11 protein-coding genes are annotated in these 13,235 nt (G+C 39.2%); 5 read left to right on the forward strand and 6 right to left on the reverse strand.

Going from position 1 to position 13,235, the window contains the following annotated elements:
* Nucleotides 1-72 precede the first annotated feature (72 nt).
* From MR041_RS03590 to MR041_RS03615, 6 genes are all read right to left on the reverse strand, one after another.
* Nucleotides 73-1,275, reverse strand: a complete 1,203-nt coding sequence (locus MR041_RS03590; protein ID WP_242092216.1) for a hypothetical protein — start codon at nucleotides 1,273-1,275, stop codon at nucleotides 73-75.
* 171 nt (nucleotides 1,276-1,446) lie between these two features.
* A complete protein-coding gene (locus MR041_RS03595) occupies nucleotides 1,447-2,208 on the reverse strand; it encodes an outer membrane lipoprotein-sorting protein (protein ID WP_242092217.1) in 762 nt (253 codons plus the stop codon).
* Nucleotides 2,209-2,227: 19 nt separating this feature from the next.
* Nucleotides 2,228-4,606, reverse strand: a complete 2,379-nt coding sequence (locus tag MR041_RS03600; protein ID WP_242092218.1) for an efflux RND transporter permease subunit — start codon at nucleotides 4,604-4,606, stop codon at nucleotides 2,228-2,230.
* A gap of 2 nt (nucleotides 4,607-4,608) precedes the next feature.
* Entirely contained in the window at nucleotides 4,609-5,217 is a 609-nt protein-coding gene (locus tag MR041_RS03605) for a DUF2461 family protein (RefSeq protein ID WP_242092219.1), read from the reverse strand.
* A 22-nt stretch (nucleotides 5,218-5,239) separates the two neighbouring features.
* Nucleotides 5,240-6,361: an acyl-CoA dehydrogenase family protein gene (locus tag MR041_RS03610; RefSeq protein ID WP_242092220.1), complete on the reverse strand. Its 1,122-nt coding sequence runs from the start codon at nucleotides 6,359-6,361 to the stop codon at nucleotides 5,240-5,242.
* A gap of 114 nt (nucleotides 6,362-6,475) precedes the next feature.
* A complete protein-coding gene (locus MR041_RS03615; protein ID WP_242092221.1) occupies nucleotides 6,476-7,339 on the reverse strand; it encodes a helix-turn-helix domain-containing protein in 864 nt (287 codons plus the stop codon).
* Nucleotides 7,340-7,512: 173 nt separating this feature from the next.
* Here MR041_RS03615 and MR041_RS03620 point away from each other — a divergent pair, with 173 nt between their 5' ends.
* From MR041_RS03620 to ygiD, 5 genes are all read left to right on the forward strand, one after another.
* Nucleotides 7,513-9,693, forward strand: coding sequence for a PQQ-dependent dehydrogenase, methanol/ethanol family (locus MR041_RS03620; protein WP_242092222.1), 2,181 nt, complete (start codon nucleotides 7,513-7,515; stop codon nucleotides 9,691-9,693).
* Between the two features lie 150 nt (nucleotides 9,694-9,843).
* On the forward strand, nucleotides 9,844-10,590 hold the full coding sequence (locus MR041_RS03625) for a Type 1 glutamine amidotransferase-like domain-containing protein (RefSeq protein ID WP_242092223.1): 747 nt from the start codon (nucleotides 9,844-9,846) through the stop codon (nucleotides 10,588-10,590).
* Between the two features lie 14 nt (nucleotides 10,591-10,604).
* Nucleotides 10,605-11,222 carry a class I SAM-dependent methyltransferase gene (locus MR041_RS03630; protein WP_242092224.1) on the forward strand — a complete coding sequence of 206 codons (618 nt, stop codon included), beginning with the start codon at nucleotides 10,605-10,607 and terminating at the stop codon, nucleotides 11,220-11,222.
* 265 nt (nucleotides 11,223-11,487) lie between these two features.
* A complete protein-coding gene (locus MR041_RS03635) occupies nucleotides 11,488-12,303 on the forward strand; it encodes a sterol desaturase family protein (protein WP_242092225.1) in 816 nt (271 codons plus the stop codon).
* Between the two features lie 65 nt (nucleotides 12,304-12,368).
* Nucleotides 12,369-13,169, forward strand: coding sequence for a 4,5-DOPA-extradiol-dioxygenase (gene ygiD / locus MR041_RS03640; protein WP_242092226.1), 801 nt, complete (start codon nucleotides 12,369-12,371; stop codon nucleotides 13,167-13,169).
* Nucleotides 13,170-13,235: the final 66 nt, after the last annotated feature.

The following is a 13,235-nucleotide window of genomic DNA, read 5'->3' on the forward strand; positions in this document are numbered from 1 at the left end:
GTTAATGGTGTTAAACTCTCAAAATGCTCTGTTTATTCTAAAATTAAGGATAGACTGAATACCAATACATCATTAAAAATATTTAATGAGGGTGAGACCTAGAAAACTGTCCTTTTTAAAATTTGACAAGAAGACTTCATTTTCGGCTATACTAGTAAATAGACGCCCCTCCAATTCAAGCTTCATAGTGCTTCCCAATCGCCTTGAGGCCTCAATACCAATTATTTTACTGCTTTTTTCCAAATCACTTATAACTCCTAATAGGATTGAGGTGTCCTGCATATCGTTAAATGCAATTCTGGAGCCCATAAAACAATCGTTTTGTAATGCATTAAATGCGAGATCACCTCGATCGTCATAAAGATACTCCAATATTAATCCAATATCCACTCCCGAACTTTTTATATTGCTAATGGTATATTCAAAACCAGTATTGAGCCCGACAAACTTCTGAAGCGCATTTGATCTGTAAATGGATTCCAGTTTCCACATAAAGGCATTATTGGTAATTTGCAATTCCAGGCCAAACTGATGAATAACAGGATATAAGGCCATTATACCCGATTGGTCATCAAACTGAACAAAAGGTTCCCGACCAGTACCGTAAAAATAAGATAACCCTAAATCAACACTGTTAATGCTGTTGGCGTACCTCAAAGCCAGATCCTGATGCCATTCCTTTGATGCGCTTTCATAAAGTACCTCATCGGCTTTAATAATTACCGGAAATCTGAATCGGCCTATTGATCCAGGTAAAGTTCTCTTTCTGTGAAATGGCAAATAAAAAAGATCAAAGGTGCCCCAATTGGTATAGATTGAAAATTGTACCATGGGCTGGCCCAGTTTTTCTTCACCGTCAAAACTTTCAATGGCATCGGTTTGATTGATAATATCAACCAAATGGTTACTCTCTGTAACACCCCAAAAGACCTTTTTCAAACCAATACTTAATTCCCAGTTCCCTTTTATCTTATGATAATAGAATTCCCTAAAATCGAAATGGGTCCTTTCACCATCACGATCAAACCTTACAAATCCTTCTACATTCAGGCTATGATCTCCGTCCTTCCACTCAACCGTGTATTTCGGTCTCAATGCCAACGACGGATAGTATCTCTTTTGACCATCGAATGCCCGGGCTTCTAAAAAATATCTGTTTTCCAATTCAATATCCAGCTCCAAGTCATGATTGAGTGCTTTGTCAATAGTTTCATCCTGAGCATTAGCAATACTCAGAAGCAAGCCTACTGAAATATATATTATATATTTTTTCATCATTTTACTTTTTTCGTTCTTTATACTAACTCACGATGACCTTATGCCTTTACATACTAGTATAAACTACCCTTTTAGCCGGATGTGGTTGCCGATTTTAAACATCGAGGGCTTTAATAAGGCCCCCAATGTTATCATCAACTAACAACTTAAAATCGAATCAGTACGATTCTAATTTCTCCTTAAAGCATTTTGGGTGAAATCATCATCTGTTAAGTTCACATCAAAATCATAGTTTAAAAATTCCAACACCGTTTCCTTTTTACTTTGGTGATTCACCATATTAAGTTTCGCAGCTCTCCAAAAATTATTTTTATAAAGTTTGTATCCACTATAGGTTAAGGTCTTCAACAAGGCATTCTTCCTGTCATAAAAGGCTATGGTCTCAATACGATACCCGGCATCCTTGTTGTACGTAACTACTCTCCTGGTATACCCTGACTTCGGATCGACGGGATATTGTTCAACCACCAGGTAGTTATTCTCTTCCCGTAAGAATTTGTAGGTGTATTTCTCCACTTCCTGTGATGATAAATCCTCATAAGCAAATTCGCTTCCCACAAAAGGTCCTGATTTGTTGTTTGAAGAAATACGCTTTACTCTTTTTATCGAAGGCAAATACAACCATTGATCGTCAGGCCCATTCTTATGTGTGAAGGTTAAGGTAGAGGTTCCCTTAACATCCTTGGGACTGCTAAATATGATCAATGATTTATCACCATCCTCAACTAACTCCAGGGTTCTCACTTCTAAAGCGCGTTCACTAACCTGTCCGTTCTTATTCTTTAAAACCATTTTTAAATTGGAGGCGGAACTCTTAAATCCCAGATCAGCTTTTTCAGCTGCTTGTGCGATCTCCAATCCTCTATCCTGAGCTTGGCTTACCGTATAAAGTGCAAGCGATAGAACTACTGTAAATAATACATTTTTCATTGTCTTTTGTTTTTAATTGTTATCTGTAAAATAATACCGAGGTATATCTTTTCCTGGCTTTTTTTATGGGGCTGGTTAATATTAATAGTGCAGGCAATAGCAAGAAGTCTATGATCAAGGCTGCAATGATGATTACCACCGTAATTCTTGCCATATAACTGTTTAGGGCGAATGAGGACGTCGACAGTACCGCAAATCCGGATAGCAATACTATGGTTGTAGTCACCAAGGCCTTGCCTACTGTCTGAAAAGCATATTCCACTGCGCGTTGGGGGCTGTGACCATATTCTCTTCTCGCCCTTAGGAATTTACTCATGAAGTGGACCGTATCATCTACAATGATGCCGAGTGTCATTCCAAAAACGATAACCATTCCTGTATTGATCTGGGCCTTGTACAAGGCCCAGACCCCAAAACCAACCAGTACTGGGGCCACGTTTGGCACTAAACTCAACAGGCCTAATTTAAAATTCCTCAAGGCCAGCATGAGCACCAAAGAAATTAATACGAGTGCTATGATGTTTCCGGTAAACATGCTATCCGCCTGCCTGAATCCGAGCTTAGAGAACATGAGCATCGGGCTCACCCCAATGGCATGCATGTATTCAGGTGTGTTGTTCCTTAACCAATCCTCGCCTCTTCTGGCAAATGCGATCATGCTGGGGCTGTCCAAATTTTTAACGGTAACAGTAACTCTGGTTTCGGATTTGTCCACATTAATCTGATTATTTAAATCCAATCCAAATGGTAAGGATAGTTCATATAAAAGCAGATACTGTGCGGCCTCTTCCCTTGAATCCGGAATCTTGTAAAAGGCGTCATCGTCACTATGCATCGATTTATTAATGCGTCGTGCCACTTCACTAAAAGCATTCACATGAATGACCTCAGGTTGCTCGTATAACCAATTCTCAAAATCGTTAAGCTTATTTAAATATTCCGGATTATTTATACCACCACTCTCACCACTGCCAATAGAATATTCCACATTATAAACCCCGGTTAAATTATCGCTTATATAATCGGTATCGGATCTGAATTGGACGGTTTTATCAAAGTAATTGATGAACTCGTCATTAAAACTGTTTTTAGTTGACAAGTATGTCAGCCCACCAATAATAGCCAAGGAAATCACAGCAACAGTAATGGGCTGTCTTATTACTAGACTTGATAACCCAAGGTACGAGTCGAAATTGAACCATGAAGTCCCACTGGCATCTCTCTTTTCAACCTTCTTAAAGGGTAGAATTGCCATAACTGCCGGTAATGCTGTTGTTGAGTACAGGAAGGCCATGGTCATACCAAAGGCCACTATGTTGCCTAAATCCCAAAATGGAGGAACATCGCCAAAATTCATGGTCAGGAAACCAATAACCGTTGTTAGACTGGTTATGAAAACCGGCATAAAATTTAAACGCATCGATTCAATTAAGGCACCATACCTATCCATGCCATCCTTTCTTATTTTCTGGAGCATGGTAATTAAAATATGGATGCTATCGGCAACCGCCAAGGTTAGAATCATGGTAGGGAATACCGATGACGGTGGTGTTAGTTTTATGCCCATTATCCCGACAAAACCTAATGTACTAACAATGGAAAACAGAACCACCAATAGCGTGGCAAGGGTGCTCTGAAAATTTCTTGTCAAAATAAAGGTCGTCAGAATAACAATGAGTAACATGATACCTGTCAGTGCCATATCCTTCATTGAAGCCTCAAAAAAAGCTGTGGTTAAAGGCACCATTCCCGATATATGAATCTGGAACTGTGGATGATTTTTCTGAAATTCAGAGGTCATTTTCCTGATGGAATTCATCACCTCAGGTACTTCCAGGGCACTATCTTCGCCAGGAAGATTAACTGTAATGTTGATGGCCGTTACACTACCCTCCGGATTTATAATCCTACTGACCAACATGGGCTCATTTAATGCAACATCCCTGATGGCCCCTATTTCGGAGTCTGTCTTATTAGCTGAATCGTATGACAAATCATCGACATACAGATCGTCATATTCGGCTCTTGTGTATTGAAAATTTGTAATTGCATCAACTCTCGAAGAATAGGGCGTGTTCCAGGCTTCCGTGGTCAATTCCTCAATAGCAGTTAAATTTTCTTTTGTAAATACATTTTTATTCTTTGGTGATAATACCAGAATGACATTATCGTCCTTCGTATACTTCTCCTGCAAGGCATCAAAGGCTTCTAATTCAGGATTGGATTTACTAAAAAACACATGGTAATCCCCGTCAAATTTCATGACGCCTTGGAGACCTAAAACTGTGGTTAGCGCAACAGCTGATACAAAGACATACCATTTGTTTTTAATTACAAACCTTGCCCAGTTGATGGCAAATTGGTTGGCTGAGTTTTTTATTTTTTTAAATGCATTCATAATCACTTATTTAATATTGTTTTAAAAGTATCTATTACCGGTTTTGACATCCGCCAGTACGTTAGAAATAGTTGGTCTAATCCGACGTTGTCAATAATGTGAACCGGTATTAAGGTTTGAAATGTCAAACTGTTATGAGTTCGAATCAGCGCTCCAAATGTGCTTTTAAATCGGGGACGCTCCGTAAGGACATACACCTTATACAGGTGACATTCAATCTGTTTAATTTGAGCCGGACCAAGCTTGAAACATCCCAGGGCTATTTTGATGTATCTGGATCCCATCTCCAGATAAAAACCGGGTTCATCTCTCCGCTTTCTTCCTTTTGAACTAATCAATGCTGACTTAAACAATTTGTAGGGTTCGCCATGCCTATTGAATCGCATGTCCTTTTGAATCCTGAACACGGCATCACTAACCTCGATATCGATGGATGGATCTTCAAATTTTACGGCTTTTAGCATGTCCTCTACAAAGCGATTAAATGGCTCATTCACATCGTGTTTGTAAATGGATTTATTTTTTATGAACCATTCTCGATTGTTATTGCGTTCAAGTGCTTCAAAGAAGGCTATATAGTCTCTTGTAAAGTATTTTGTTTCGGTTTCCATTTTTATGATTTTAAATATTCTTTTAATTTCCCAGCAATTGGTGACCGGTAAAATCATATTGCTCCCATTTTGGTAAAGGATGAAAATGTCCCGCCTGCACATCTCTGAACATTCTTTCAATAGCATGGGACTTAAAAAAACTTTGTCCTCCGATCATATCCATGCATTGGTTCAGGGTCGATATACAGGCCTCCGTTACATTCGTTTTTAAGCTCAAAATATCGGTGGTCCTTTTATTGTTGGGACTGAAATGGAGATCCTGAGCCTGTTCTACCATATATTGCCATTGCGTCCAGGCCATTATGAGTGCGTTATACGCTTTCCCTACGATATAGTTTAGGTGCTTCTGATTTCTTGGATAATTTTTACTAATACCAATAGCATCATGAAAAGCTCCCTCCGCAATACCAACATATGCCGACATGATAAGTGGCATGGCCACAGGTATCACGACATTCCAAACACCATGATATACGCCCTGAGGCCTTTGTAACGAAATGGCCGAATCCGGAATGAATACTTTATCGAAAACTAGGGTTTGTGATCCCGTAGATCGCATTCCCATAACATCCCAATCATTTAGAATAGTTACCCCAACTGAGTTTGTTGGCACACCAAAGTGATATACCAAATCACCCTTTTTGTCATCCCTGTAAATACCACTTGTGATCACCAGATCACCTGCAACGGACTGACTGGCAAAATGCTTCTTCGCTGTAAACAGATAACCCCCTTGGGTCTTTTTTAAATTCCCATTGGAGTTGAGCCAATCCCTCGCCCCAGTGCTTACGAGCACGAGTTCGTGTTGAGATACATTTTTCAGTAAAACCACATTAGATCCATCCTTATGGTATTTCCAAACACTGGCTGCAATTAAGTGTTGGTGCATGGACAATGCCAATGCCGTAGAACCACAAGATTTGCCAATAACCTTAATGCATTCGCACATATCCTTGTAGCTTACACCCTGCCCTCCTAATGATTTGGGTATTAATGCAGAAAAATAACGATGCTTTTTTAAGACCTCGTAATTGTCGAAAACAAACCCTCCATTGTCGTCATTCGATTTTGCATTTTCCTTAAATACGGTTGCTAAAGACTCCGTCAATGCAGCCCATGAAATATCTATTTTTTCCTTAAGCATGATTAAACTGTTTATTAGTTTGAATGCAAAGGAATAGAACAAACAGGGTTTGGATTATTCAGAAAAGTCCAATGTTTTGACTGAGAGGTCCAAGGTCTTATTATGAGTGTTATTCTAGTCTATTTTTCGGTAGGATGAAGGTGTTTTACCGTATTTTGATTTAAACGCCCTGCTGAAATGGGCACCACTTTCAAACCCACAATCATATGCTATTTGAGAAATGGTATCTGAATTATATTTGATGAGCTCGGCCGCTTTCTTCAACCGCCGCTCTATAATCCATTTTCCGGGACTGGAATTGTAATGATTTTTAAAATCCCGTTTAAAACTCGACTTGCTTCTATGGCAAAGCTTTGCGAATTGCTCCAAACTCAAATTGTAATGAAAATTGGACTCCATAATATTAGGTAATGAAGGAAGATCATTGAGGGTGGTATTCTTTAAATACGAAGCGATCTTATAATTATCCTTGCTGTTGGCCAGGCTTAACAAAAGTTCTTTGGCCTTTAACTGAAGTAAGCTGTTAAGTGGTTTGTTGGTATCATAAAAATACCCCAGTAAAGATTGAAAAAAAGATTTAAATTCAATAGTAATATTAATTCGGTCAATGATAAAAGTATCAGCTCCTTCAACATTTTTGATAGGAATATTTTTTATTTCATTTTTTAGACTGGACTTAATAACGTCATCAGAAAAGAATATGCCCAGCATACAAAAATCTTCCTTAAAATTTTGCTTGATAATGGAGGCGCCTTTTTTTACATATATAGCTTCACCCTTCTTTACACGCCATTGCCGGGTATTTGAACTCCATGTTTTTTCACCACTCAATATATATATAATATAATCGTATTGCGACCATATCTTCACGGTGTCTTGTTCCAGAGGACATTTATACTCAACAAATAAAATGTTACCAACTTCAAATTTATTGAAGACGATATCACCCTTCATGGTTTCATAAAAGTCATATACCATAAATATTTGTTTCTGGTCGTTTCAAAAATAATTATTTTATAAAAAAGTATTTAAAAATTCATTACATTTAATATGTCCTATGGCGCACAAATCACTTCGCCTTTAATGCTTATAGGGTCAAAGAAACTTCCCCGTCTCTGCATGTATTGAATTTACGATTTAAATAATATGACATGTGTGCATCACCTGTAACCTCAAGGATCCGTGTAAAAAAGAGACCCTGTTATATCCTATTGCTGAATGTATTAATCCCCCTGTTTTTTTTAACCTGTCTATGTCTTCAGTGTACTCAGATTGCTAAGCCGGGCTCCGAAGCGCATATTCGTAGAATCACTTCGCAAATTACAGACGAATATTTGATGAATGCCGATCTTTTTCCTGAAAATTGGGTGACCTATGGTGGGAATTATGCCGAAGATCGATATAGTATACTGACTCAAATAAACAAAGACAATGTCAATCAATTACAACTCAAATGGGCACTTAATCTGGGCACCAAAAGAGGCATTGAGGCCACCCCGCTTGTTGCCGATGGTATTATGTTCTTAACAAGTACATGGAGTAAAGTCCATGCCATAGACACCAGGACAGGAACACTCATTTGGACTTTCGATCCCGAGGTCCCAAAATACTATGGAGAGAAATTATGCTGTGATGTTGTTAACCGCGGCCTTGCCTTATACAAAGGTCGGGTTTATTTTGGCACCTTGGATGGGAGATTGATAGCACTCGATGCCGCAACCGGTAAAAAGCAATGGGAGGTCATAACCGTCGATCAAAGTAAGTACTACAGTATCACCGGAGCACCAAGGATTGTAAAGGGTCAGGTTATTATAGGTAATGGCGGGGCCGAATTTGGTGTTCGCGGTTACATCACGGCCTACGATGCCATGACAGGAGAGCAACGTTGGCGATTTTATACGGTTCCCGGCGACCCATTGCAGCCTTTTGAGTCGGATGCACTAAAGATGGCGGCAAAAACATGGTCGGGTGAATGGTGGAAATACGGTGGTGGCGGTACGGCCTGGGATGCCCTGGTTTTTGATCCAGATTTAAATATGTTATATGTGGGTACAGGTAACGGTTCACCATGGAACCGACTGTACAGAAGTGATGGTAAAGGCGATAACCTGTTCTTATCCTCTATTCTTGCTATCAATCCTGATGACGGCACTTTGATCTGGCACTATCAAACCACACCCGGTGACCATTGGGATTATACCGCCACACAACCTATCATCCTGGCTGATATCGAACTGAATGGTGAAATGAGACATGTTCTGATGCAAGCGCCTAAAAATGGATTTTTCTACGTTCTGGATCGTACCAACGGTACATTCATTTCCGGTGAAAAATATACCTATATCAATTGGGCAGAAGCCATTGATAAGACCACAGGAAGACCCATAGAAATGCCTTTCAGCAGATACAAAAAAGAAAATGCCGTTATTTCTCCGGGTCCAAATGGTGGACACAATTGGCACCCAATGGCCTACAACCATAAGACCAAACTTGTTTATATTCCTGTACAATTGAATGCGTTTACCTATGGAAATACCAAAGATTGGAAGCCGGTTAAAAAGGGGTCCAATCTTGGTTCCATACCGCTGAATGATCTGCCTACCCGGTTGGATGAAACAGCTCCTGACAACATGAATGAAGGGGTATTATTGGCATGGGACCCCATAAAGCAAACCTCTGTATGGGAAATTAACCATCGCGCCTTTTCTGTAAATAGCGGGGTGATGACCACGGCTGGAGATCTGGTCTTTCAGGGAACGGCAGATGGTAAATTCAGAGCCTATGACGCCCATAACGGCACTGTGCTTTGGGAGTACAATCTAACCACCGGTGTGGTGGCCCCTCCTGTTACCTATTTGGTGGATGGTAAACAGTTTATATCAATAGCTGTTGGTTGGGGTGGTGGTATTCCTTCCCTTTGGCAGAAGGCCACATCGCAAATCAATCCCGGAACCGTATTCACGTTCGAACTGGGCACCGATAGCTCAAGGACCTATGGGGGATTCGAAAAATTCAAACCTTTAGAGCTTATATCTATAGACATTACTGCTACGCAAAATGAATTGGATATGGGTGGTGAACTTTACGAAAGATACTGTTTGATATGTCATGGAGAAGTGGGAATGACCGGTGGTTCCATACCCAATTTAGCCTATTCGAATGAGACGACTTTCAACATGATAAAAGATATAGTTCTTGGTGGTATTTACTTGGACAAAGGCATGCCCAATTTATCGGACAGATTGCGGGAAGCGGAGCTTGAGCTTATAAAAAAATACATTCTAAATACGGCTAAAGAACTGAGTATGGATTTGATAAAATCGTCTGAATAAGCATTTAAATTATGATGTTTACTTCAAAGTAAGCTACACTCAAAAAATCAACCTTATAGAGAATGAACTCTCGAGACGTAACAACCAATTGTTTCAAGCCTGTTGTATGGATATTTCTTTGTAGATTTAGAATATCAATGTTTTCATATTATGGGATATATAAAGTTGTTCCTGCAATTATTCTGTTGTTCTATGATCCTTTTTGCCGAGCCTCAAAATCAGGAACCTTTTGTGGAGGAAATATCATTATCATCCGAAGAAATATCTAAGCCAGAACCAATAAAGCTGTATCTCGCATCCAATGCGGTAGCTGTAATGGATGATATTATCCCATTACTCCCATTTGTACCGAATGGACGCCAGGTATGTTACATTACAACTGCCGGGTATAATGCACCCTGGATTCAGGATAATATTAAAAAGATTGAAGCCGAAGGCTTTCAAGTTAGACCTGTAGATTTGGCAGTACTCTCACCTAAGGACCTTGATGCCATTTTTGAAGGTTGTGATATCATTTGGGTTGGAGGTGGAAATACCTTCTATTTACTGCAGGAAGTTCGACGCTCCGGATTTGATGCCTTTTTAAAACAGAAAATAGCTTCAGGTATCCCTTATGTGGGAACGAGTGCAGGTTCCATTATACTTGGCCCACATATCGAATTGGTAAAATTCGCTGATGATCAAATGGAAGCTCCAGATTTAACATCCTACGAGGGGCTCGACGTATTTCCACTGGTCCCTTTAGCCCATATTGATAATCCCGAATTTAAAGGATTTTACAAAGATATTCTCTTGTTTGCCCTCGAGCATGATATCCCATTTGTCTCCCTAAAAGAACAGCAATTTATTTTTGTAGAGGGTGACAACTGGAAGATTGTTAATTCGCAAAAACGCTAAGTTAATTTCAAAACATGGGCATCTATAACACATATGTACTTCCGCGATTGGTGGATTGGGCATGCCGCCAGAAGCCCGCACAAAAACAAAGAGAAAAAATAATACCTTTGGCTCATGGCAAAGTCCTGGAGATTGGCATCGGGTCGGGATTAAACTTACCCTTTTATAACCAAAATAATATTAATCATCTAACGGCTATTGATCCTTCTCCCGACATCTGGAATCAGAATACCATTGACACCAAAAAATTACCTTTTGATTTTGACTTTATATGTGCTTCTACCAATGCTATTCCGGCGTATAACAACAGTATGGATTGTGTCGTCATGACCTATACCCTGTGTTCCATTACCAATGTTTCTAAAGCCTTTGAAGAAATTAGAAGGGTTCTTAAACCCAGTGGAGTATTTCTTTTCTGCGAGCATGGGAAGGCCCCTGATCCCGCCGTCCGGAAGTGGCAAAATATAATCAATCCCATATGGAAGCGATTGGGTGGCGGCTGCACCCTTAATAAGGATATACCGGCTATAATTAAGAGCAACGGACTTAAATTAAGTAAAATGGATACCATGTATATCCCGGGTTGGAAACCGGCAAGTTTTAATTATTGGGGTCAAGCTGAAATGTATTAATACTATTTGAAATTGCAGTACAATTCATTGAACTGTCATCTGATAATCTGATAATTTTGTCAAAAATTGACAGGACAGCAACAAAAAATGCACCTAAATGCTTTAACGAAACGAAATTAAAATTATCTTTAGTCTATTAGGGCTATTTTATTTATAACAGAACCTTACCTGTTCCAGATCCAACCACATGCAAATGATCTAATTATAGGATCTATCATTTTGCCAATTATGGACCAACCAAGATTTTTTAAGTAAACTAATTATCATGGAACAGATCATCAATTCAATCAATACGATTAATGAAAATTATTTAATCGTAATCCTCATTGCTTTATTTTACAGTCTTGAAAGGTTACTGGGATCACCCTTCAAATTCGACGGACGTCTCAATCACTTTTTACACAATTTTCTATTCCAAATCACATTTTATTTTGCCAATATTGCGTTTGCCATTGTACAGGTTAGCATTGTTTCATGGTCGACTGAAAATGAGATCGGTCTTTTCAATTGGTTCGATATACCCCTTTGGCTGAAAGTAATTTTAGGCATTATGTGTCTGGATTTTTCATCCTATTGGTTTCATCGTCTAGCACATGCCTCGCCGCTATTATGGCGTTTGCATCGCGTTCATCACAGTGATACCAAAATGGATACTTCGACCTTCTTTAGAGGACATCCTTTGGAAGTTTTAGTCTTTGGTACATCCAGTGTGGTAGGCTGTGTTGTTTTTGGACTTGACCTGACAATTTTAGGGGTTTATTTCTTTGTACTGCTACCTTTTTTGGTCGCCCAACATGCCAATTTTGAATTACCGGACTGGACGGATAAAGTTTTTGGTAAAGTGTTCATCACTCCAAATTTTCACAAAGTACATCATGAGCAGAATCAATTTTATACCGATTCAAATTTTGCCGATATATTTATTTTTTGGGACAAACTATTTAATACCTTTAAATATTTACCTGTAAAGGACATGCGCTACGGATTAAAAGAATTCGATAACGATAAAAAGCAGACTTTTTGGTATTTATTAATTAGTCCATTTATCAATATAGAACGACAAATGAATGACAAACCTTAGCGGCGTTATTAAAAATTAATCAGATCAAATTATCTTGACGCGTGACTTTAAGAGATCTTAATAGAATGACCTCAAAATTGGGTCTTACTTCTAAGATGCCTGTCTTATTCCTCGGCCATGGAAGCCCTATGAATGCCATCGAGGAAAACGAGTTTGTATCAGCATTCCGGTCACTGGGGCAAGAATTGATAAAACCCAAAGCCATACTGTGTATATCGGCCCATTGGGAAACTAAGGGAACCTTCGTAACCGCCATGCGACGTCCACGAACAATTCATGATTTTGGCGGCTTTCCAAGAGAACTTTTCGAAGTACAATACCCCGCCCCGGGAAGTCCTGAAGTGGCCCGGAAAATACAAAACACCGTTACTAAAACGAAGGTAGGATTAAATAATCAATGGGGTCTCGACCACGGGGCTTGGAGTGTTATTAAACACCTCTATCCGAATGCCGACATCCCAGTAATACAAATGAGTATTGATTATTCTCTAGCACCCAAATATCATTATGAATTGGCTCGGGAATTAAGTAGTCTTCGAGAAAAAGGTATTTTAATAATTGGAAGTGGGAATATGGTGCATAATCTCCGCGAAGTGGCTTGGAATAGATTAAACGAGCCCTTTGCTTTCGATTGGGCTTTAGAGGCCAGTGAAAAGATGAAACATTATATTTTAAATGGACACCATGACCATCTCATCGATTTCAAATCTCAGGGTACGGCATTTAATCTAGCCATTCCTACTCCAGAACATTATTTGCCTTTATTATATGCCCTCGCCTTGAAGGGCGAAACCGAAAACATTTCATTATTCAATGACAAACCTCTTGGTGGAGCATTAACCATGACATCGGTTAAAATAGGATAAAATCATTCGTGATTTCCCTTATAGAACGATTAATAATTAGATCTAATCTTTCTTCAGATCTGATGT

This window comes from Aestuariivivens sediminicola (assembly GCF_022662015.1).
Taxonomy (GTDB): domain Bacteria; phylum Bacteroidota; class Bacteroidia; order Flavobacteriales; family Flavobacteriaceae; genus Aestuariivivens; species Aestuariivivens sediminicola.